Source organism: Vibrio diabolicus, from assembly GCF_011801455.1.
GTDB classification, from domain to species: domain Bacteria; phylum Pseudomonadota; class Gammaproteobacteria; order Enterobacterales; family Vibrionaceae; genus Vibrio; species Vibrio diabolicus.
Genome location: NZ_CP042452.1, coordinates 1,026,359 through 1,049,393, shown reverse-complemented (window position 1 = coordinate 1,049,393; position 23,035 = coordinate 1,026,359). Strand labels below are relative to the sequence as shown.

Sequence of the window (23,035 nt, the reverse complement as noted above, 5' to 3'; positions counted from 1 at the left end):
TGGAGCCTAACGACTGACTGTAATTAATGAATATTAAAAATACGTGAACCTAGGTTAGTGCTGGTAGAGACTTTGTGTGTTGGTATCGTGGATGAAAGCCTCAAATTGGTCTAAGTGCGTTAAGATGGTCTGGCGCGAAGTATCGTGATGTTCATTAAGCACGTTAAGCAGCTTTTTCAGGGTCTTACGATCTTGTTTATTGAGGTTTACTGCCTCTTTGATCTGTGTGAAAAATTCAATTTGACTTGAAGTGTCGTTAAAATCACCGAGCTTGTCTTGCAATAATTTTAATTGTTTCACGTTGTTTTTGTGCTGTGGGGAAGGGTAGAGTGCGGAAAACCCTTCTAGCAAATAACGCAGCGCTTTGCACTTTATCCTCATCGAGTGAATCACGCTGTCACGACTTTTGTCCGAGATCTTGCGCCGTGCTTTGTCGACCTTTTTAAATTGTTCGGAGACTTTTTGGCTTGCGAAGAGTAACGCAGGTACGTTGTTATCCACTCGTGCGTGCTTTGTACTTCGCAGCAGACTATTCCTGACCAAAGTGCAGTGCATAGTGTATTCTTGTGTCGCTAGCCAACGCGCAACTTTTGCCTGTTCGTAAGCACGTTCGGATTCTATAAAGCCAAAAAGCTGCTCAAGAGAGGGTTTGTGGTTTGGGAGCATTTCAATGTATTGGCTTTTGTCCAAGATAAATACGTCCAAATCACGCAGCTTATTTGTTTTCTTCATCATTATTTTTAAATGAGGTTTCAAAATACGCTGTTCAAAAGGAGGTATCAGTTCGCGAAGTAGCACGCATAGTGAGCGTATGCGCCTTAGTGTGACGCGATACTGGTGTGTATATTCAGGGTCCAAGTCATGGACGATCCCCTGTTCCAGAGAGCGTGCATAATCAAATTCAGTAAGTAAGAAGTAGGGCACTACGAAGTCGAGTTCGGAATCAGTATGTAGCGGTAATTGAAATGATGACTTTCGAAACATGATGAGCGCTTATTTGTCCCCTGCAGTACGAATTAAGTTTATACCCATACTGTCAATTTGTGCGACTTGTCGATTCCTCGTTGACATTAAGTGATGAAGCAAAGTAAACGAGAGCAAAACAAGCTGATGTTCTTGTGAGCAAAATGATCGCCCTTTGTTCGTTTGAGTTGGCTTTTTAACCATTTGAATAAAAAAGACTAATTTTTTGTTGACCAGATAAATTAATCCGTTAAAGTACGCCTCGTTCTCACGGCAAAGGCCGCTGAGACAGATGGTGTCTAACCCATCGCATGATTGCGTTGCCCTGGTGGTGGAATTGGTAGACACAAGGGATTTAAAATCCCTCGGCGTTCGCGCTGTGCCGGTTCAAGTCCGGCCCGGGGCACCATCAAAATCTTTGGTGACAGAGATACAAAATCAGAAAGGCGCCTTGGCAGAGTGGCTATGCAGCGGATTGCAAATCCGTGGACCTCGGTTCGACTCCGGGAGGCGCCTCCACTATTTCTAAAAACCGGCCTAGTGTCGGTTTTTTAGTATCTGGTATTGTCAAACTATTCTAATACACACTTTTTAATTGAATAATTAATTTTTGTACAAATACCAACCTCAATTATCAGTTAATCATTCTTTAACTAGTTTTCCCGAATTGCTATCTATAGCGTCATATTGTCACGTGATTTTAGTTCAATACTGAAAATAAAGTTGCACATATATCCTGCTTGTTTCTCTATATGTCTCTAGTTGATATTGCACTGTATCGCTCAGTCTGTCTTTTAATCGAGTATAAAACTAGGTGAGCAAAAAACTTTTCACTACTTTAATTTAACGTAAATTTAACAATTAAAGATGGATAATATTACTCAAGAGTTGTTGAGGTATATTATTCGAATGACTCGTTATTAAGTTAATGAATTTAAAGGTTATAATTTCATGCGATGAAATTGAGGTTGTTTTAGTTCAATTTCTACTTGTTTGATTTTTAATGATTTAAATTGGCTGTAGTGCAAGTGATTTATTAAAGTCATTGTTGAATACAAAGTTTGTTCATATAAAACAATCATAAGGTTATTTTAAGTAACTGACAAAAATGGACAAATTTATTATTACACAAACTTAACCTAAATTACTTATCGCTCTGGTTGAATTTTGACCGGTTGCTTTGCTATGATTCCGGCTCTTATATTTTTGGTGGTTATCCTTTTATAACCATGTTGATGTATATAGGAACATATTTGGCTTTATAGGCTAGGGCATTTTATTGCCTAAAATTTATATTATTTTACCCTACCATTTCTGCTTATATTGGCGGGAAGGTGAACTAGTTATTAATTTAAAATTAGGTGAAGCAGTGATAAAAAATATTAAAATAAATAGAACAATCCTAAATAAAGGGTTGTCATTTTTATTAGTAATATTCGCTTGTTTACAGAGCATCCATTACGCCAGTGCAGCAGGAAGTACGACGGGACAGCAAAATACATTGGTTATCCTGCTGAACTTCAAAGAAAACCCAAATGAGCAGCCATTAACTTTGTCAGAGGCAAATAATCTAATCTTTGGCACAGTAAATGACTTCTACCGTGAAAGCTCTTTTGAGCAAATGTGGCTATCTGGGAAAGTCGTGGGTTGGTTTAATTTGCCGTTGTCTAATCAGGTTTGTGATTTTACCGCTGTTCAAGATGCAGCGGATCAAGAAGCCATCGCAGCGGGAGTGAAGCTTGAAGAGTACGATCGTATTGTTTACTTGATGACAAAAACGGCATGTGGTGTCGCTGGATCGGCAACTATTGATGGCATGCCTTCACGCGCGCACATCAATGGTGATTTTTCTCCGATGAACATCGCTCATGAGCTTGGACATAACTTTGGTTTGCATCACTCTCGTGCTCTTGATTGTGGCGAGCATACGCTTTCAGACAACTGTACGTTGCGTGAGTACGGTGATACCTATGATGTAATGGGTGGTCCAGACATCGGCTATTTGAATACTTTCCAGCGCGAGCGACTAGGATGGCTAGAGGGAGAGCACGCTTCAAAGACACTGGAAGTTACTCAAAATGGTACTTACTCCATCGCGAATTACGAGACGACTAGTGATCAGCCAGTTACGATAAAAGTACCTCGTGGTACTGATCCTTCTACAGGTGCAAAAAAATGGTTTTACATTGAATACCGCCAGTCTATTGGGTTTGACGACTTTTTAGATGCTCGTTCTTACTCGTTCTATCGTGGGGACGTTACGGATGGCATCATCATTCGAAGCGCTGTAGAAGGCGATGGGCGCAGCAGTAATCTGCTTCACTTTAAAACTGATTCTGAATATCGTGCGGTTTTTGGCCGAAATGACTGGTTTGACCCATCTATGCCGGTCGGTGGTAGCTATACTGACCCAGACTCAGGTGTAACATTGAGTTTGGTGAGTGCAGCGAACGGCATCGCCGAAGTAAGCGTTGTCTTTGACGGCTCTGACAACGGTAATATCGGGACTTGTACTGTTAATGCTCCATCAGTAACTGCGAAAGCTGCAACAAACAACTCGGTTGCAGCCGGCGATGAGGTTCAATATCAGGTCACTATTACTAACAAAGATAGTGCAGATTGTTCTGCGAGCAGTTTTTCTGTAAACGCGTCAGTGCCAACTGGTTGGAAAGCAAGCAGCAATGCAATCACGCTAGCAGCAGGTGAAACCGGACAAGTAATGATATCAGTCGTATCTTCGGTGGACGCTAGTGATAAAGACTATGCTTTGAATATGATCGTGACGCACGGCGAGGACTCAAGTCTGCAAACCGCAGCATCCGTAAATTACTCTGTAACCACTGAAATCTCGCCATCACCAGAGCTCGTTGCTGTTGATGATCAGGTGACTATGTCTTCGAAACAGTCGGTGATTATCGATGTGATGGCAAACGATGTTGTTGGAGAGCAAAACTCTGCAAGCGTGGTTTCTTTTACTAGACCAAGTAAGGGGCGACTAGAGCTGTTATCAGATGGCACCCTGCGTTACACACCTGAGAAGAAATTCAAAAATAACGACAGCTTTACCTATACCATAGGTGATGGTCAAAGCAGCTCGACCGCTCAGGTCTCAGTGAAGTTAGAGTCCTCATCTGGTGGCGATTCTGGCAACTCTGGTAACAATGGGAAAGGTAAGAATAAATAGAACGATATAGTTCGAAAGAAAACGCCTGACGAGTTAACGTCAGGCGTTGTTTTATTAAGTTGTAAGTAGACCTTATTCAGGGCAGTTAACAGGCTCTGGACAAGTTGGACATAGCGTACATTCTGCAGACGCTGTTATCGCTTCTACGACAACATTACCGAAGATAGTTTCACCACTCGCATCCACAGTATCTGTAAACGCTCTGACTTCTTCACCCGGTAATGGAAGGCCTTCACCATCTCCTGGGATTGGCTCGTAGTTACCAGTAAAGTCGTAACACTCAGCAGGCGCAAGCATACCAACCTGGATTGGATTCGAGTCTTTGTTGTCGATTACGACAATGCCGTCAATGGTGACATTGGAGGTATTACATACACTACCACTGTAATTGACTTGAAGACCGTATTCATTAATACCAGTATCTTCAAATCGATTCACGACGACGACACTACAGTCTTTCTCTAGAGACAATGAACCAGGGATGTTTTGGCTTGGGCATTCCCAATCTGCGTTGTCAGAAACCGCAACACCACCACCAGTTTCAAGTGCTGCGCTTACTTCTGCGTAGTTAGTGATACCGTTTTGGTCAATAATAAACGAACCATTAAACTCTTGCGTTTGTCCAACGGCGAGCATCGCTAAATTGAACACATGGTCACCAGCAGCCATATCGTTGTCAACGGCTGTAGTGTCTGTTGCCACAACATCATACAATGCAAAGTCACCGGTGTTTTCTACAGTGAGTTTATAGTTGTATTTCAAAGTGTTACCATTGACAACATCACCAAATGTACAAGTTTTAGTGATTTTAATGTCTGGTACGCCTGGTGTGTAACAGAATGAAATATGACTTAAGCCATAGTATCTACCATTGTTACCCACAGGTGCATGTAGTAAGGCATCATCTTGATACAATAATCCATCTGTAAAGTAGTTATATAGGTTTCCGTCAGGACCACCTTTTACGAAGATAGCTTGCATAATCACAGGGCTATCACCTTGATCCCAACTGAAGGTTTTTGCCCCAGGTTGTTGATCAATAACCACTTCAAGCATGCCATCACCGAAAGTGCCGTCTGTAACTGGCTCAAGCTTGTATTCTATCAAACCATCGATCCCTGGAAGTAATTGTTGACAGGTGTTATTCCCTTCAACAAATATTGGTTGCACGCCTCGGCTTGAAGGGTCGCCAGCGGATGCGTAAACAATTTGAGAGCTCAGCACTAAGCTAACCGCTATGACCCAAGTAAACAGCTTAAACATGCTGCTGATATTGATCGCTGTAAGTATATTCTGGCTACATAAAGTGGAACAACGGTAACTCTTATTGCCCCACCAAGAGTTAAATATGGTTTTCATAAAACCTCCTTGTGTAAGTGGGCTCGCTACGTCCTTGAGCCCACATACGTGATAGTTTTCTCACAGAGTTAAACTGCGCCAGTTGACTAGCATAGAGTGTTCCATATTTAACCTTTTGTATTTGTTGATTATTTTTTATTTTTGTACAGAGGGGTGAACAGTTTGTTTATATTTTCATAAATGGTTGAGCTAAAACTTATTCGCTAAACGACTGAATATGTTTTAGTTAAATGAGTATTCAATTAGATGTGTAAAGGATGTAACACTATGCAAACAGGTGTTACACATCACCTTCACATTATTGGGAGTAGGTGAGTAAGCGTCTATTTCATATTCATAGTGGACAGTTTCAATACCGTCGCTTTTGCGCATCTGTCACAGGTGTAAACAATAAAGTGTCAATCTGTAACATTATCCTAGAACACGTATATATCTTTGTTATCGTAGGTTTTTTTGTCTCTTTTGTTTTCTTTCTCTTTCTTTAAAATTGAACACTCTGTTCATTCTCTTCGCTGTTGAAAATATTTAGTTTAATAAAATCATAACCTTAAGTAGTGGCATGCTCTATGCGTTATACGAGCTCGAAACGAAAGTTGTATCTCGCTTTCACTCTTTCTTAAAAGGCAATTAATGACATAGGGACCTTCGTCTAGCTTTAGAAGCGTTCTAAGGAGTAGGTTATGAATTCTTGTAAGTCAGGTATCTGGCATACGATGAAGAGCTTTCTTTATGCAATATTTACAAGTTTGCTAATAGGTAGCTCTGCATTTGCAACACCAACAGATGGCGTATTTGAGTTAGAAGCAAATGCTAATGCGATAGATGACTCTGGAGTAGGTGCTCCAGATGACTGGTCAACGCCGCCAAACAGTGGTGGAGCATTAGTATTTAGCTTTGAGAATGACACGGCAACACCGGATACAATATTTACTGGTGGTAATAAAGACATCAAAGACATACCGGAACTTGGTTGGAAGACTGGTACGGTACTTGATAAAGGGGACATTCTTCATGCGTATGCAGCGGCATACAACATTAATAATGACCTTGTACTCACCTTTGGTGCAGACCGTTTTGGTAACAGCGGTGATGCCTTCTTAGGTTTTTGGTTTTATCAAGACTCGGTCAGTACAAACCCAGACGGTACATTCACTGGTCAACATATTGCTGGCGACCTTTTGATTCAGGTGAATTATTTGCAAGGGGCAAATGAGGGGCCAGAAATTTTGGTTCTTGAATGGGACACAACTTGTGCGAAAGCTGATAACAATAATCCACAAGATGGTCAGTGTGCTGCGACAAACTTACGTTTGAAAGTTAAGACAAATGCACTGTGTTCACCAGGCGCGCAAGATGTGTGTGCTTCAACCAATACAACTGACTCACCTGCACCATGGGCGTATACGCCAAAAAGTGGTGTCGAAAATGTCTTCCCTCCAGAAACCTTCTTTGAAGGTGGTGTAAACCTTACTGAACTTCTACAAACAGACACCTGTTTTAGCTCATTTGCAGCCGAAACAAGAGCATCAAGCAGTATTACCGCTCAGTTGAAAGACTTCGTGGTTGGTGACTTTGAGTTGTGTAGTGTTGATATCACCAAAACATGTAATCAAGCGGTCGTGAATGATACAGAAGATGGTTACGTTTACTCATACAGCGGCGACGTGATTAATGATGGTGTTGGTACGCTATACGATGTTGTTGTAGAGGATTTAGAAGCAGGTACTACACATAGCTTAGGTGCCATTGCTTCAGGTGATAGTGCTTCATACAGCGGCAGTTTTGAAAGTACAAGCAATGGTCTAACTAATACGGTGAAAGTCACAGCAGCTGCGACTCCGGGTGGCCAAGCGACCATTACTGATACCGCAAGTGATCCATGTGAGTCATTGAGCTTGTCTCCAATGATTAGTGTAACGAAGTCATGTGAAAGCGGCTTCAAGCTTACTGAAAATGGTATCATTGCTGAAGTGAGCTTCTCGGGAATGGTATGTAACACAACGCCTGGACTTACTTTAGTGAATGTTTCTGTTGTGGATGACTCAGGTACGCCTGAGGATGCTTCTGATGACGTGACAGTAGTGGATAATATCGAACTCGCTTCGGATCAATGTCAGTCTTATACTGGTAGTTATATCCCAACGGCATTTAGCAATGCAGAAACACAATCTTTCCGTGATACTGTGACGGCGGTTGGTTTCTTGAAAATCGATAATACTCAAGCGACGAATACAGCTTCTGCAGACTGTGATATTTGTCCTGCACCAAGCAACTAATTGACGTCTTGTGAATAAAAAGCCTGGAGTATTCTCCAGGCTTTTTCATATTGAATTGCTTGATTTAGTTCGGTTTCCCTTTACCGTTTCCACCACCATTCCCACCAGAAGTCGATTGTAAGGTGATACTAATCGTCGCGGTTGAAGAAGATTGACCGTCACTGATCGTATAAGTAAATGAATCATTATTCTTAAACTTCTTCGAAGGTGTGTATTCAATGGAGCCATCACTCAGTACACGGGCGCTGCCTTTGTTTGGCTTAGCGACCGTAATCGCAAGAGAGGTCGATTGTTCAAACGAGTCATTATTTAACTGCTCGATGCGAACGACGGATTTATCACTGATCGTTACGCTATCATTCACCGCCTCAAGTGGTGACGTCGACTCAGACAACACTGTGTAAGATAGCTCGGTTTCGGCTGATTGTTCATTTTCAGCATCTATAACGTCAACGGTTATGCTGTAAGAGTTCGGCTGAGCATCGCTGTTTGACGTAACCATGACCGTCGTTTCTGCACTCATGCCGGAAGGAACCGTCAAGGCGCTTGCGTCATAATTCCATCCGTCAGGAACGCTTAAAGCCGTTGTATAGGTCGCGTCTGCACATTCTGTATTATTCTGGTTCGTCACTTTAAGATTATACGCTAACGTTTCTCCAGCATTTGCATCAGAACCTGATAGTGGGGTTAGAGAGAGTAGAGGCGATGTCGCAACGCATTGCCCGGATTCACCACCAAATATGACACTGACCTGTGCGTTTTGACCATTAGCACTTTCCAAAGTAATCGACACGCCTGTTTTTGGATCGGTGAACGTTCCACCAATTGGAAGAGCAGGGTCTTCCCAGTCATTACTCCCAAATAATTGTTTGAAAGTGGAGTCAGGCTTCATGTGTAGCAAGCGGCTACTTTTAAGATCACCGTCTGTCGCTAGGCGCACAACCACACCTTCTGTCACATCTTGGCGGTATACGATGTACGAACGGTCACGTAAAAAGCTGTCGTAGCCAAGAGCTTGTCGATATTCAACGTAAAACCATTGGCGCTGACCTGTAATTGGATCGGTACCTCTTGGGATTTTTAAAACTTTTGATGAAGTACTTTCAAAGTCTTCATAGGCATCAATAGAGTAAACACCATCACTAGAAATGATTTGAGCAGGGGAGGTCTGCCACCCTAAGTTTTCCAATTGGAAGGCGCTAAAGTAACCCATGTCGTAGTTACCCATTGTATCGTAGCTATCACCGTACTCTATGACACGGCAATCACCAGCTAACGTACCGTCTTTACAGTCGAGTGCGGAAGCGTGATGCAATCCAAAATTATGTCCTAATTCATGGGCGATAACTCGAGGCTCGAAAACCGCATTTATTGACGCTCTAGAGGGAGTTACTCCTTGGCTACCAGAGCCTTCTGATGCACATCCAGTTTTGGTTGTTAAGTAGATAAAACGGTCATAGTTTGATAGTTGATATCCCGCAGTTTCAGCCATTTTGTTGGCTTCCGCTGCTACAGCATCATCATCGCAAATTTGGTTTGATATCGGTAAGGTGAATGTTCCAGCAACATCACCAGATAGCCAAAGTTGCCCCTGGGACATTTGCGAATAGAAGTCGCTAACGGTATTAAAAACAACATGATGGGCGTCTTCTTTAGAGATCGGGATCTCTTGAGGGTTTTCTTGGAAATTGACGAGTACAACTAATGTTTTTTGTTCACCACTAGCCACTTGCTCAGCATAAGCCTCTGATGAAAAAGAATATGCTGACACGAGGGTTACAAAGCCAAGAGCTAGCAAGCGTAAATTTGACGCAACAAAGCCCAATTGAGGGAGGATGACCTTCTTCAATTTATATACCTACTTAATATTTTGATATTAAATGAAATTACAAATTCATAATGTTTTAAATAAAATAAATACCGAGCTCTACCCAAATAGAACCAGTAATTATCAAGTGTGCATTATGTTTTATAAAGTTTGTTTTATATTTGTGTGTGTTTATTACTTTTAAACACGAGGCGAGATATTAGCAGAAGGGGTGGTTAAAATTCAACCATGTATTTCGGTTTTTATAACTTCATGAATTATAATGTTTAACTACTTTTTACTGGTGGTTTTTATAAAAATAATAAGAAATAATATTGTATGCAACAAAAGTAGTTACAAAGACAGTAGTAATATTACACCGTGTAGTATGCAACACTCTTAATTGTTTGTTATTTCTTTTGTTTCCTATATAAATTACTTATTAAAAATAAGACGCTATCAATCCCATGGAGAAAATTGTCAAATTAAAGAAATATTAATTTCAAAAAACAAGAGACTTATTATATCTGGATATAGGCAACGCCATTTTTGCCATTTTTCTTTATCTCATACATTGCATGATCGGCTTTTTGATAAACTTCATTAAACTGTTGTTTTCCTTTATCAAATAGACAAACACCGATGCTCATTCCAATCGTTACTTTATTTAAGTCCTGATTTATCGCAGGAATGATGGAACTTAAGAGTCGATCACAAAGTTGAGATATTTCTTCTTGATTTGAATAAGAGCTTAAAACGACAAACTCATCTCCTCCTATGCGTCCGACTTGAGACTTGCTTGGCGCAAGCTCTGTTAAGCTATTGGCGATATTAATGAGGAGAGTATCACCAGTATGATGGCCTAGCTGGTCGTTAACTGCTTTAAAATTATCTATATCAACAAACACTAAGGCAGACTGCTGAGACGGCTTGGTTTGAGGTTGATGATTAAAGTTTTCCTCAATTGCTTTTCTATTTAACAGTCCGGTCAATGGATCACTCGAAGCTAACTTAGCCAGTTGCTGCTCATATCGCTTTTCTTTTGTAATATCGATATGAGTGCCCATCATGCGTAGTGGTTCGCCATCAGAACCATACTCGACGATGCGCCCTCGATCGTAGACCCAACTATCACTGCCGTCTTTATGAATCATGCGATGAACTACCTCATAAAGGTCGGTTTTGCCAGCTAGGTGATCTTCAAATGCACCCACCGCAAGATCATAATCTTCAGGGTGGAGATTGTTTTTCCACGTTTCAACCGTCGCGGTTAACTCATGGGGCTGATAACCTAGCATTTTGCCCCACTGCATATTGAATATCGTCAAAGTACCTGAAGGAATATGCTGCTCCCACAAACACAGTCCATTACTGTCGAGTGCAGCATTCAACTTTTCTTGTAGTCGCGCATTCTTCCGCTTCAGCTCTTCATTTTCTTTTTCTAAGCAGGCAATTCGAGTTAGATATTCTTCCATTTTGCGCATAATTTACGTCGTTTTCGGAGCGACAATATACGAAAAATACTTTGCAATTTCTATGATTGAGCTTGGAGATATAAGTATTGAATATGCGGTAAATAATAAAGAATCGGTGATGTTACTTAAGAGCAGCAAAGTAAATGCTTGGAAAAACAAAGAAGGAAATAGGGGATAAGCGAGGGGCTCTCCTGGTGCAAAGTCATAAATGAGGCCTTTGCACCGGGACTACTGAGGGTTAGCGGTTTAGTGCACCACAACGCTCAGGCTGGTAGGTGATATCGACAATTTCAATTGTCTTCACTTGATTATTTGGCATTGGCCATTCAAGTTTTTGACCAACAGACAAACCGATCAGTGCGCTGCCTACGGGCGCAAAAATGGAAATATCATCACTGCTTTTCAGCTCAGATGGATAAACCAGTGTCTTTGTCATGGTTCTATCTTCACCTGCAAATTTAAACTCTACAGTTGAGTTCATCGTGACCACATTATCTGGCATTTGTTCTGGCTCAAGAACCGTCGCACGGTCTAGCTCTGCTTCTAGCTCAACAAGCTCCGCCGCGATGTTTGGCATTTTATCCAACAAAGCCGTGATTCGGTTCATATCTAAGCTTGAAATGTAGATAGAATTGTTTTCTGACATTTTATGACTCCCAAATAAAAGGCCGCCTCACAAACATGGGACGGCACTCTATATGTCAATTACGGTATCAATCATATGGATTTTATTCCATATGAACTAAATCAGATTCTAGTCTTTATAGTGCGACTTAGCTAGTAAAAGATTTTTGTTGTGAGACTTGATTTTTCTAAAACTTTCAGTCACTTCAGTTGTTCATCTTTAATAGCCTTGAAACGGCTAGGTTAAAACGAATGCTTTGTTTTTAAACAAAGCTGGGTTTATCGTTAGCGTGGTTTAACTCGACAATCATTGCCATTCTGTAAAAGCCAAAACTGTATAGCCCTTTGTGAGCATGACTGCGGTTATCTCATTTTGTAAAAACTACCAACATCCGTTAATAAATTACCTTTTATTCTTCAATATCAAGATAAAAACGTTCATCTACCCCTTTAGGGTAGTTTGAAATTGTAATTGATTTACATCATGTATTAATTTTCTTTCACAATTAACAATGAGCTCAGTGATAAGAACCTAACCCTTAGGAATTATAATGAGCAAGTTGAAGCTAGTAGTCATCGGTAACGGTATGGTAGGGCACCGTTATATTGAAGACTTAGTCGAGAAAGCTGATATCTCTAATATGGAGATTACCGTTTTCTGTGAAGAACCTCGTGTCGCATACGACCGTGTGCACCTTTCCTCTTACTTTTCTCACCATACTGCAGATGAACTTTCTTTAGTAAAAGAAGGCTTCTACGAGAAACACGGTATTAATATGCTGATCGGCGAACGCGCGATTAACATCAACCGTGAAAACCGCATTGTTTACTCAAGCACTGGCCGTGAAGTTCAATACGACAAGCTGATTCTTGCTACAGGCTCATTCCCATTTGTCCCGCCTATCAAAGGTCATGAAAGCAAAGACTGTTTTGTTTACCGCACGATCGAAGATCTAAAAGCGATTGAAGCGTGTGCGAAAAACAGCAAATCAGGCGTGGTTATCGGTGGTGGTCTTCTAGGTCTTGAAGCGGCAGGCGCACTAAAAGCATTGGGTGTAGAAACACACGTTGTTGAGTTCGCACCAAAGCTGATGGCTGAGCAACTTGACCTTGCTGGTGGTAACCAACTTCGTCAAAAGATCGAGCGTATGGGCGTGAACGTTCACACCAGCAAAAACACGCTTGAGATTGCGGCAGAAGGCACAAACGCACGCAATGTTATGCGTTTTGCTGACGGCACTGAGCTAGAAACAGACTTCATCGTATTCTCTGCAGGTATTCGTCCACAAGACAAACTAGCTCGTCAAATGGAGCTAGAAGTTGGCCCTCGTGGTGGTGTTGCCATCAACGACCACTGCCAGACTTCTGATGAGAACATCTACGCGATTGGTGAATGTGCGTCTTGGAACGACATGTTCTACGGCCTTGTTGCTCCTGGCTACAAGATGGCGACGGTTGCCGTTGATCACCTACTAGGTAACACAGAAAGCAAATTCGAAGGCGCTGACATGTCTGCGAAGCTGAAACTTCTTGGTGTAAAAGTAGGTTCAATCGGTGACGCGAATGGTCGTACTGAAGGCTGTAAGAGCTACGTTTATCAAAACGAAGAGCAAGAAGTTTACAAACGTCTTATCGTTTCTGAAGACAACAAGAAACTGCTCGGTGCGGTATTGGTGGGTGATACATCTGACTACGGCGATCTGCTTCAATTGATGTTGAACGAAATCGACCTACCAGAGCATCCAGATGCCTTGATCCTTCCTGCACACGCAGGTGCTGAGAAACCAGCACTCGGTGCGGATGCACTACCAGAAAGCGCAGTGATCTGTTCATGTTTCGACGTAACCAAAGGCAAGATCGCTCAAGCGGTTGCTGATGGTCACCATACATTGGGCGACATCAAAGCAGTGACTGGCGCAGGTACAGGCTGTGGTGGTTGTATTCCTCTAGTGACCTCTGTTCTAAATGCAGAGCTTGCTAAATCTGGCATCGAAGTGAAGAACGACGTGTGTGAACACTTTGCATACTCACGCCAAGAGTTGTTCCACCTAATCCGCATTGAAGAGATCAAAACGTTTGATGAGCTTCTAGAGAAATATGGTAAAGGTTACGGTTGTGAAGTTTGTAAACCATTGGCTGGTTCTATCTTAGCTTCTTGCTGGGGTGAGCACATCCTTAAGCCACAACTGGTTAAGCTTCACGACACGAACGATAACTTCCTAGGTAACATCCAAAAAGACGGTACTTACTCTGTTATCCCACGTATGGCGGGTGGTGAAGTTACACCTCAAGCACTGGGTGCACTAGCGAACGTTGCTGCAGAATACAACCTATACACCAAAGTAACCGGTGCTCAACGTATTGGTCTGTTCGGTGCTCAAAAAGACGATCTTCCAGAGATCTGGCGCAAGCTTATCGACGCTGGTTTCGAAACAGGTCAAGCGTACGCAAAAGCACTTCGTATGGCGAAGACATGTGTTGGCTCAACTTGGTGTCGTTACGGTGTTCAAGATTCTGTTGGTCTAGGTTCTTACATCGAGAACCGTTACAAAGGCATTCGTACGCCTCATAAGATGAAGTTCGGTGTTTCTGGCTGTACTCGTGAGTGTGCGGAAGCACAAGGTAAAGACCTTGGTATTATCGCGACTGACGCAGGTTGGAATATGTACGTTTGTGGTAACGGCGGCATGAAACCTCGTCACGCAGACCTACTAGCCAGCGACCTAGATAAAGAAACGCTAATCAAGTACATCGATCGCTTCATGATGTTCTACATCCGCACAGCTGCGCCATTACAACGCACATCCGTTTGGATAGAAAACATGGAAGGTGGCGTTGACTACCTACGCGAAGTGATTGTTGAAGACAAACTTGGCATTAACGCTCAACTAGAAGCAGACGTAGCGAAGCTTGTAGATGAGTACGAATGTGAGTGGACTGCAACCATCAATGACGAATCACAACTGACTCGTTTCGCACACTTCATCAACTCTGACAAGCGCGATGACAATGTTGTGTTTGTTCAAGAGCGCGAACAGCACCGCCCAGCAACCTTCACGGAAAAACACCCTGAAGCGAAAGGCGACATCCTACACGTAGCGATCACTGAAGCATAAGGGAAGGTTGATTATGTCATTTGAAAAGATTTGCCAAATCAGCGACATCGTACCGGGCACGGGTGTTTGTGCACTGGTTGATGGTAAGCAAGTTGCGGTATTCCGCCCAACACAAGCAGAAGAAGTGCTGGCGATCAGCAACACAGACCCGTTCTTCCAATCAAACGTGCTTTCTCGCGGTTTGATTTGTGAGCACCAAGGCGAACTTTGGGTAGCAAGCCCACTTAAAAAGCAACGCTTTAACCTGGCAACAGGTGCGTGCATGGAAGACGAGCGTTTTAACGTGAAAGCGTACAAAACGCGCGTAACCAACGGTGAAGTAGAAATTTCTGCATAAGCTTGGTTTGCATTCCCTCCTCCTTAAGGGGAGGGAATGCACCGAGTACTTAGATTCAATAGACAAAGGCTTTCCAAGCGTCATCTTGGGGGAACAGGGAAGCGAGATGATGTCGACAGCAGTGGGTGTCAACTGGAAGCCTTTCTCTATTCAATCTTTAACTTTTTAACTTTTTAACTTTCAATTTTGAATAAGGACACATTCATGTCTACAGACTTTAAACCTGCTGAATTCGTGCAAACCATGATCAACGTGGGTGAAGCGAAAATTAATACCAGCACTCGAGATCTTCTGCTTCGCGGCACGATGGCAGGCGTTATTCTGTCTCTTGCAGTGGTGGTTGCTATTACCGCGATTGTACAAACAGGCATTGGCCTTGTGGGGGCGCTTGTTTTCCCTGTGGGCTTTGTGATTCTCAGTGTGATGGGTTACGACCTTGTCACAGGTGTTTTTGGCCTTGCGCCTTTGGCTAAGTTTGCTAACCGTCCGGGTATCACTTGGGCTCGTATTTTCCGTTGCTGGGGATTGGTAGGTTTGGGTAACCTGATTGGTTCTCTAATAGTGGCTTACCTAGTGGCTATCTCTCTAACCGGTAACTTCTCTCTAGAATTGAACGCGGTAGCGAAGAAGTTTGTCGCTGTATCGACTGCCCGTAGCCTTGGTTTCGAAAACATGGGCATGGACGGATGGATCACGTGTTTTGTTCGCGCTATCTTTTGTAACCTAATGGTGTGCCTAGGCGTGATCGGCAACATGACGGCACGTTCAGTATCTGGTCGTGTAGCGATGATGTGGTTCCCAATCTTCATCTTCTTCGCACTCGTATTTGAGCACACTGTGGTAAACATGTTCCTATTCCCACTAGGTATGATTTTAGGTGCGGACTTTGGTATCGCGACTTGGTTGAACTTCAACTTAATCCCAACCATTCTAGGTAACATCATCGGTGGTCTTGTCATGACTTGTCTACCACTGTACCTAACTCATGCGAAAACAGCGCCTTCTCTAAGTGTTGAAGAGGACGTTATTGCAGAACCTGCAATCGCAAAATAAACCGCTTTATTTGGCCCTACCTTTGGTGGGTAGGGCTATTCAACTCATTTAACTTTCGATAGATATTGTATTGATTTAGCTATAAAAAATAATAACTCCTTGGGGTAGTTTGAACCCTAAGCCAATTAAGTGAGTGTTACTCTTTATATCCCAATTTTCCGATAGGCGTTGATATGACTACTGCGAACTCATCTTTAAACAGCGGCTTTGTTTCTCTTGTTGGTGCTGGGCCTGGCGATCCGGATTTACTGACGGTCAAAGGTTTGAAAGCGATTCAAGCGGCTGAAGTTGTGGTGTATGACCGTTTGGTATCGAAAGATATTCTTGAGTTGGCGCATGCATCAGCAGAGATGATTTATGTTGGGAAAAAGCTCGATTTTCACTGTGTGCCTCAAGATCAAATCAACCAAATCTTGGTGCAGAAAGCGCAAGAAGGTAAACGCGTTGTGCGCCTAAAAGGTGGGGACTCATTTATCTTTGGCCGTGGTGGTGAAGAGCTAGAAGAACTAGCCGAATTTGGCATCAAATACGAAGTGGTTCCGGGTATTACGGCGGCGGCGGGCGCGACGGCTTATGCTGGTATTCCATTAACACACCGCGACCATGCACAAAGCGTTCAATTTATCACTGGTCATGTACAAAAAGATGGTCGTGAGATTGAATGGCATTCACTAGCGCAATCCAACAACACACTTGTGTTCTATATGGGGTTGAAGCAAAGCGGCCATATTATGGATAAGCTGATCACTCATGGGTTAGATCCTGAGATGTCATGCGCCATTATTGAAAACGGTACGCGCCCAGAGCAGCGCGTGTTCCAAGGAAAACTGAACGAACTTTCTGAAATGGCTGAGAAGGCGATCAGTCCAGCGTTGATCGTCGTTGGCAGCGTGACTCAGTTGCACAACAAACTAGACTGGTTTAGAAAATAAGTTCGTCTAATGGTTAGATTTTGCAGGGGCTGTGACGTCTCTGCATTTCTTGCTTACGCATTGGCATTTGATCAATCAAATTGTTGATAAATGGCCAATCTGTTTCTGCGCCCCATCGGTATTTCTCTTGACCATCTTTACCAAGTAAAATTGCGGTATGTGAGCCTTTTTCAATTTCATACAGCTTGGCAAGCATTTTCAAATCAAACTCTTCTTTGAGCCAAGCTGGAGACGTATAGCCTTGTTCTGTAATGACTAATGTGACCACATCTCTGTCTTCCAACTCGCACTCATTCATGAGTGTTTCTAGTAAGAATTGTTTAACGTATTCATCGTTTTCTGGAGCGAAGTAAAGCACACTCCGATGCGGCCAGTACTTTGAATGTGCTGGATAACCGAATGCTGTCGATGACAAGATACAAGAAAGTAGTATCACTAGTAACTTTCCGCCCATGACAGTTCCCCTAGAAACCCAAATACCGTTTATACGTTAAGTTTAGTGGAATTGGCTCATTGTGCTTTTACCAAAACTGACTTAGGGTAGGCAGCAAATAAATCAAGCGTAGAAACAGATGAATTCGGAAAGAAAACAAAAGATCGCCATTTTGGTTGATGTACAGAATGTGTATTACACCTGTCGCGAAGCGTATCGCAGTAATTTTGATTACAACCAGTTTTGGTATGTTGCGACGCAAGGGAAAGAGGTGGTGAGTGCTCGTGCTTATGCCATCGCGAGTAACGATCCAAAACAGCGTCAGTTTCATCACATTTTACGCGGTGTTGGGTTCGAGGTAATGCTTAAACCCTATATTCAGCGTCGTGACGGCAGCTCGAAAGGCGACTGGGATGTCGGTATTACTCTTGATGCGATTGAAATTGCCCCTGAAGTTGAGGAAGTGATTCTCGTTTCTGGAGATGGGGACTTTAGTCTTCTGGTGGAACGAATTCAGCAGCGCTTCAATAAAACGGTGACTGTTTATGGTGTGCCTAAGCTAACATCCCAAACTCTGATTGATTGTGCCGATAACTTTGTCGCGGTTGATGATGACTTCTTATTGTAATCACTAACGTGACAAAGAAAAGGCGAGTCATTCAGGCTGTACGCTAACGTACAATGACTCGCCTCTAATTTATTGTTGATTTGGCTAATTATGAAGGAATGATCATTTGTCCTAACAAGTAGCCCAGACAGCAAGCACCAATCACACCAATCAAACCTACCGACATAAATGAGTGGTTGAAGTACCACTTACCAATCTTAGTGGTACCTGACGTATCGAAGTTCACTGTCGCGATATCTGAAGGGTAGTTCGGAATAAAGAAGTAACCGTATACCGCAGGCATTAGGCCGATAAGCAGTGCAGGATCCAGACCCAAGCCAAGACCAACAGGCAGCATCATACGAGCCGTTGCTGCTTGAGAGTTCACCACAACCGATACAATGAACAACGCAAGCGCGAACGTCCAAGGGTAGTTGGTTACCATCTCAACGATGCCAGATTTGAACTGAGGCATTGCGTATTGGAAGTAAGTATCTGACATCCAGGCGATACCGAAGATCGCAATGGCAGCCACCATACCTGATTTGAATACTACGCCGTTTGGTACGTCACGTGGGTCAGTTTTGGTTGCAAGCAAAATGATACCGCCGAAGCAGAGCATCATCATTTGAATCACAACGGCCATGCTGATTGGTTTCGCGCCATCCACGATGGTACGAATGTCCGGCCACATCGCGATAACGACGATAACCAAGATAGACGCGATGAACAGCAACACAGAGTTACGAGCACTTGTTGGTAGCACTTCATCAAGAGACGTTGCAGTGGTGTTGAGGATCTTTTCACGCCACACCGGATCTTTTAAACGCTCTTGGTATTCTTCATCGTCTTCCAGTTCTTTACCGCGTTTTAGGCTGTAAAGTGACATCAGCAACGTACCGAATAGCGTTGCAGGTACAGTAACGAGCAGAATAGAAAGCAGAGTGATCTCGTGCTGAATATCAGAGAGTTGTGCCAAGTAGTAAACGACTGCCGCTGAAATTGGAGAGGCCGTAATCGCGATTTGCGAAGCGACGGAAGCGGCTGCCATTGGACGTTCCGGACGAATGCCGTTTTTCAGTGCAACGTCGCCAATGATTGGCATGATGGAGTAAACCGCGTGACCTGTGCCGAGCAAGAAGGTCATAAAGTAAGTAACAAAAGGAGCGATGAGGGTGACGCGTTTTGGGTTTTTACGAAGCACACGTTCGGCAACTTGCAGCATGTATTTCAAACCACCAGCCGCTTCAAGAATGGATGCACATGTTACCACTGCCAAGATTATCAACATAACGGTGACAGGAGGGGAGGTTGGCGGCATCTTAAAGATGAAGACTTCAATCACCAAACCAATACCAGATACGACCCCAAGGCCTATACCACCATAACGTGAGCCGATATACAGCATCACGAGCAAAAATAGAAACTCAAGATACAACATGTGGATTTCCTTATTCAAAACAGGGGGCTATATAGCCAAATTACTTAATTACATTGTCCCGATATTCAGAAAGAAAATACTTCATGTTGTTCACACTCCTTTGGATAAGAAACAGCAATATTCAATTATTGGCAATAACTCACGCTAAACAGGGAAACTGTTAACACAGTTTTATCAGGGTGTTTTTATGCTGTGTATTTTTGCGATCATGTCAGCGCTAAATGCGAAGAGGTTTAAGAGTTTGTTGCTATTCATCGCATACGTAAGCAGACCTTACGGGCGCAAAGAGCTTGAAAATAGAGACAGAGACCACAGATGAGAATAGGCTTTTGTTATGTGAACACAAAAGATAATAGTTTGCATTGCGATTAGTGCTTGGGTATAAAGGTGTCAGAATGACTACACCAACAATAAACCATCATGTCTGAGCAATTTTTCCCGCAACTATTTCAAACTTCGAGTGAGATTACGCCTTACCTGCACGGTGATATTGGCGAAATAGGGCAAGAAGTTATTCATATCGAAAATGATATCAATCCGATCATTCAAGGCCTTTACCAACAGTTGTCTGAGGCTCATCCGGAAGCGGGAAAAGCGTATTGGTTGACGAGAACGTGGGATTTGTTGTGTTGGCAGCCTGTTTATGTTGCGTTCATTTCTATTTACGGTTTCCACACGTTGCCAAACATTCGTGAGATGGCGCAGCACCTCAAGCCTTGTTTTGTGTCTGGATATCGATTCGCTGACGAAACACATATACATGGTAAGCCAGAAGAATTAATAAAAGAGGCAGGACGTCAAATTCGAGAGTTGTTCGATTTCTACCAACAAGAAATGAGTCAATGGACGCGCATTCGCCCAGGTTTCACTCATCAATTGATGTCGGATGGGATCATGGCTTGTTTGATTCGTCTTCAACAGCGTTTTCCGCAAATGACCAACACGACATTGCGTGAGCATGCCATCTTGTGGTTACAGGCATTGGGTTTAGATGCCAACAGTAGTCATTCACTTTATGAGACGTCACTGGATCAGCCGCTAAAATTGGTCAGAAAAAGCTGTTGTTTAGTCTATAAGTGTGAAGGCAGAAAGCTTTGTGAAGATTGTCCTCGTTTAGAAAAAAATCGACAGCTTATGAGCAAGCGTAATTCTAATTAACATTTGGTTAACTTATGTAACAGTGCTCGATTTGAGAGTGAGAATAAGTATCATTGCATGCTCTTGTTGACAACAAAAAGATAAATACAATGATAAAAAGGACGTTTTCTCTTAATCTCATCGTACTTGCGATGAGCAGTGGATACGCAGTTAGCTCAATAGCTGCGGAAGAACTTCAACAAACATCAACACCAAGTGATGAACAAATGGTGGTCGTGGGCAGTGTGATGCCGAAATCGATCTCTGATATTCCAGGAACGGTTTGGTTTGTAGGGCAAGAGGAAATTGCTCAGCAATATCGCGCGGGCAAGACACTTGGTGACATTCTTTCTGCAACCATCCCTTCTCTAGACGTTGGTACGGGTGGTCGAACTAACTACGGCCAGAACCTGCGTGGCAGAGCGATGTTGGTGATGATTGATGGAGTCTCACTGCAGTCTTCTCGCCCAATTAGTCGTCAGCTTGATGCAATTGACCCATTCAACATCGAGCGAATTGAAGTACTATCTGGTGCAACCTCCATTTATGGGGCTGGCGCTACAGGTGGTGTTATCAACATTATCACCAAGAAAGCTTACTCCGATGACTTGTCGTTTGAATCCTACGTGAGTGGCACTACAGGTTTTAACAGCAGCGATGACTTTGATTACAAACTAGCGCAGTCTATTTCCGGTGGTAACGATCGAGTTGCCGCTAGAGGTTCGGTTGTGTACACCGAGACACAAGGTGCATTTGACGCAAATGGCGACATTGTCACGCCAGATATTTCCCAAGGTTCTCTGCAATACAACTCGACGCTTGATGTGATGGGATCGACAGAGATTCAAATCTCCGATGCCAGCAAGTTAAACCTTGTCGCACAATACTATGACAGCCAGCAAGATTCGCCATACGGCTTGTACATTGTTAACAATAAATTTGTTGATGTACGAGAGGGATTCGATTCCGATCGTGAACACGGTACAGAGCGAGTTCTCTTAAGTGCGAACTACGCTCACGACAGCGTATTCGGCCATCAACTGATTGGCGAGTTGTCTTACCGAAGTGAAGACCAAACGTTTACTCCTTATTACCAAGGTGCTTCTCAGCAAAAGACAGAGGTTTTTGCTGGACGTTTGGCACTGGCAAAAAACTGGGAATCATTCAACCTTGTTTATGGTGTTGATGCGTATTTAGACCGTTTTGAGAGCAATCAAGCTCTATTCGATCCAAGCATTGCAAACAACTCTGGAAACTTGATTAATAAAACGTACGCCGAAGTTGGTCGTTACCCAGGTGTAGATGTAACGTCTTACGCAATGTTTGTTCAAGGTGACTATCAAATTAATCAAGATTGGTCCGTTCAAGCAGGCTACCGCTATCAATACATGGACAACAAGATTGATGACTTTGTTGCCTATAGCGTACAAAAGAAGATTGCCTCGGGTAAGGGGGTGTCAGCGGATGCGGTACCAGGTGGTAGCACCGACTACTCTGTAAGTCTGTTTAATTTGGGCACCATTTATCAGCTTAATGATGAATCTCAACTTTGGGCAAATTTCTCCCAAGGTTTCGAACTTGCTGACCCTGCGAAGTACTATGGTCAAGGCAGCTATGACGCTGTGGATGCAAACGGGCACTATGCGTTGAACAACAGCATTAATGTATCTGACTCAAAAATGTCAGGTATTAAAACGGACAGCTATGAGATCGGTTACCGTCTTGATACCAACTCTCTTGCGCTTCAGGCGGCAGGCTACTACTCGCTTTCCGACAACTCCATCAAGTATGATAGAAAAACGTTGTTGATTACGAATGTTGACGACGAGCAGCGTGTTTACGGTGCAGAAGCAAACATCAATTACTGGGTGACCCGCGATATCCTGTTAGGGGCATCAGGACACTACGTAGTTTCTGAGCTGAAAACCGATGGTAAATGGGAAGATTTGAGCGCAGGTAAAGCCAGTACGTCTAAGGCTAATGCATGGGCTGCATACTACCAAGATTCGTACTCAATTCGTCTACAAAGTCAGACGATGTTTGATTACGAAGATGACGCCAACAATAAGTTGGAGGGCTACACCACGTTTGATCTTCTGGGTAATGTAACACTACCTGTTGGGCAGTTAGGCTTTGGTATTCAAAACCTATTTGACGAAGACTACACAACCGCTTGGGGTCAACGTGCGCAGATTCTTTATGCGGCACACTACGATGCAGCAGCTTACGACTACAAAGGAAGAGGTCGCACATTCACACTGAACTACAGTGTTGAATATTAAAGTCAATTC

The 23,035-nt window shown here is 43.1% G+C and carries 16 protein-coding genes and 2 tRNA genes; 11 read left to right on the top strand and 7 right to left on the bottom strand.

The genetic code is table 11. From position 1 onward, the window contains the following. Positions 1–54: 54 nt before the first annotated feature. A complete protein-coding gene (locus FR741_RS19970; protein ID WP_167427539.1) occupies positions 55–984 on the bottom strand; it encodes a CHAD domain-containing protein in 930 nt (309 codons plus the stop codon). Between the two features lie 301 nt (positions 985–1,285). On the opposite strand from FR741_RS19970, the gene FR741_RS19965 reads away from it, so the two are divergent. From FR741_RS19965 to FR741_RS19955, 3 genes are all read left to right on the top strand, one after another. After that, a tRNA-Leu gene (locus tag FR741_RS19965) sits at positions 1,286–1,372 on the top strand. 36 nt (positions 1,373–1,408) lie between these two features. After that, positions 1,409–1,482 (top strand) — tRNA-Cys (locus FR741_RS19960). Positions 1,483–2,464: 982 nt separating this feature from the next. Beyond that, on the top strand, positions 2,465–4,147 hold the full coding sequence (locus tag FR741_RS19955; protein WP_167427868.1) for an Ig-like domain-containing protein: 1,683 nt from the start codon (positions 2,465–2,467) through the stop codon (positions 4,145–4,147). Between the two features lie 72 nt (positions 4,148–4,219). On the opposite strand, the gene FR741_RS19950 is transcribed toward FR741_RS19955, so the two are convergent. Beyond that, positions 4,220–5,506, bottom strand: a complete 1,287-nt coding sequence (locus FR741_RS19950) for a DUF11 domain-containing protein (protein ID WP_225461124.1) — start codon at positions 5,504–5,506, stop codon at positions 4,220–4,222. Positions 5,507–6,186: 680 nt separating this feature from the next. On the opposite strand from FR741_RS19950, the gene FR741_RS19945 reads away from it, so the two are divergent. Then, positions 6,187–7,782: a DUF11 domain-containing protein gene (locus FR741_RS19945; protein ID WP_167427538.1), complete on the top strand. Its 1,596-nt coding sequence runs from the start codon at positions 6,187–6,189 to the stop codon at positions 7,780–7,782. A 64-nt stretch (positions 7,783–7,846) separates the two neighbouring features. On the opposite strand, the gene FR741_RS19940 is transcribed toward FR741_RS19945, so the two are convergent. From FR741_RS19940 to rnk, 3 genes are all read right to left on the bottom strand, one after another. Next, positions 7,847–9,631, bottom strand: coding sequence for an Ig-like domain-containing protein (locus FR741_RS19940; protein ID WP_167427537.1), 1,785 nt, complete (start codon positions 9,629–9,631; stop codon positions 7,847–7,849). Between the two features lie 479 nt (positions 9,632–10,110). Then, entirely contained in the window at positions 10,111–11,064 is a 954-nt protein-coding gene (locus FR741_RS19935) for a GGDEF domain-containing protein (RefSeq protein WP_046875474.1), read from the bottom strand. A 238-nt stretch (positions 11,065–11,302) separates the two neighbouring features. Next, complete coding sequence (rnk, locus tag FR741_RS19930) at positions 11,303–11,710, bottom strand: nucleoside diphosphate kinase regulator (protein ID WP_005394604.1); 408 nt, start codon at positions 11,708–11,710, stop codon at positions 11,303–11,305. 529 nt (positions 11,711–12,239) lie between these two features. Between rnk and nirB the strand changes: the two genes are divergently transcribed. The 4 genes from nirB (at position 12,240) to cobA (ending at position 17,126) form a co-directional block, all read left to right on the top strand. Then, a complete protein-coding gene (gene nirB / locus FR741_RS19925) occupies positions 12,240–14,804 on the top strand; it encodes a nitrite reductase large subunit NirB (RefSeq protein ID WP_167427536.1) in 2,565 nt (854 codons plus the stop codon). Between the two features lie 13 nt (positions 14,805–14,817). Further along, entirely contained in the window at positions 14,818–15,141 is a 324-nt protein-coding gene (gene nirD / locus FR741_RS19920) for a nitrite reductase small subunit NirD (protein ID WP_167427535.1), read from the top strand. 204 nt (positions 15,142–15,345) lie between these two features. Then, positions 15,346–16,194: a formate/nitrite transporter family protein gene (locus tag FR741_RS19915; RefSeq protein WP_167427534.1), complete on the top strand. Its 849-nt coding sequence runs from the start codon at positions 15,346–15,348 to the stop codon at positions 16,192–16,194. A 173-nt stretch (positions 16,195–16,367) separates the two neighbouring features. Further along, positions 16,368–17,126, top strand: a complete 759-nt coding sequence (gene cobA, locus FR741_RS19910; protein ID WP_167427533.1) for a uroporphyrinogen-III C-methyltransferase — start codon at positions 16,368–16,370, stop codon at positions 17,124–17,126. A gap of 13 nt (positions 17,127–17,139) precedes the next feature. On the opposite strand, the gene FR741_RS19905 is transcribed toward cobA, so the two are convergent. Next, positions 17,140–17,580 (bottom strand): DUF4174 domain-containing protein, encoded by a 441-nt coding sequence (locus tag FR741_RS19905; protein WP_012842228.1) that lies wholly within the window; start codon positions 17,578–17,580, stop codon positions 17,140–17,142. Between the two features lie 118 nt (positions 17,581–17,698). Here FR741_RS19905 and FR741_RS19900 point away from each other — a divergent pair, with 118 nt between their 5' ends. Beyond that, complete coding sequence (locus tag FR741_RS19900; RefSeq protein ID WP_167427532.1) at positions 17,699–18,187, top strand: LabA-like NYN domain-containing protein; 489 nt, start codon at positions 17,699–17,701, stop codon at positions 18,185–18,187. Between the two features lie 88 nt (positions 18,188–18,275). Here the strand turns inward: FR741_RS19900 and FR741_RS19895 are convergent, their stop codons facing one another. Then, positions 18,276–19,607 (bottom strand): anaerobic C4-dicarboxylate transporter, encoded by a 1,332-nt coding sequence (locus FR741_RS19895; protein ID WP_005394592.1) that lies wholly within the window; start codon positions 19,605–19,607, stop codon positions 18,276–18,278. A gap of 420 nt (positions 19,608–20,027) precedes the next feature. Here FR741_RS19895 and FR741_RS19890 point away from each other — a divergent pair, with 420 nt between their 5' ends. Then, complete coding sequence (locus FR741_RS19890) at positions 20,028–20,765, top strand: siderophore ferric iron reductase (protein ID WP_167427531.1); 738 nt, start codon at positions 20,028–20,030, stop codon at positions 20,763–20,765. An 89-nt stretch (positions 20,766–20,854) separates the two neighbouring features. Next, positions 20,855–23,026 carry a TonB-dependent receptor gene (locus FR741_RS19885; protein ID WP_048625083.1) on the top strand — a complete coding sequence of 724 codons (2,172 nt, stop codon included), beginning with the start codon at positions 20,855–20,857 and terminating at the stop codon, positions 23,024–23,026. The last annotated feature ends 9 nt before the right edge of the window (positions 23,027–23,035 follow it).

Coding starts and splice junctions, on each gene's coding strand:
- FR741_RS19970 (WP_167427539.1), bottom strand. CDS start 984: ATGTTTCGAAAGTCATCATTTCAATTACCGCTACATACTGATTCCGAA.
- FR741_RS19950 (WP_225461124.1), bottom strand. CDS start 5,506: ATGAAAACCATATTTAACTCTTGGTGGGGCAATAAGAGTTACCGTTGT.
- FR741_RS19945 (WP_167427538.1), top strand. CDS start 6,187: ATGAATTCTTGTAAGTCAGGTATCTGGCATACGATGAAGAGCTTTCTT.
- FR741_RS19935 (WP_046875474.1), bottom strand. CDS start 11,064: ATGGAAGAATATCTAACTCGAATTGCCTGCTTAGAAAAAGAAAATGAA.
- rnk (WP_005394604.1), bottom strand. CDS start 11,710: ATGTCAGAAAACAATTCTATCTACATTTCAAGCTTAGATATGAACCGA.
- nirB (WP_167427536.1), top strand. CDS start 12,240: ATGAGCAAGTTGAAGCTAGTAGTCATCGGTAACGGTATGGTAGGGCAC.
- nirD (WP_167427535.1), top strand. CDS start 14,818: ATGTCATTTGAAAAGATTTGCCAAATCAGCGACATCGTACCGGGCACG.
- FR741_RS19915 (WP_167427534.1), top strand. CDS start 15,346: ATGTCTACAGACTTTAAACCTGCTGAATTCGTGCAAACCATGATCAAC.
- cobA (WP_167427533.1), top strand. CDS start 16,368: ATGACTACTGCGAACTCATCTTTAAACAGCGGCTTTGTTTCTCTTGTT.
- FR741_RS19905 (WP_012842228.1), bottom strand. CDS start 17,580: ATGGGCGGAAAGTTACTAGTGATACTACTTTCTTGTATCTTGTCATCG.
- FR741_RS19900 (WP_167427532.1), top strand. CDS start 17,699: ATGAATTCGGAAAGAAAACAAAAGATCGCCATTTTGGTTGATGTACAG.
- FR741_RS19895 (WP_005394592.1), bottom strand. CDS start 19,607: ATGTTGTATCTTGAGTTTCTATTTTTGCTCGTGATGCTGTATATCGGC.
- FR741_RS19890 (WP_167427531.1), top strand. CDS start 20,028: ATGTCTGAGCAATTTTTCCCGCAACTATTTCAAACTTCGAGTGAGATT.
- FR741_RS19885 (WP_048625083.1), top strand. CDS start 20,855: ATGATAAAAAGGACGTTTTCTCTTAATCTCATCGTACTTGCGATGAGC.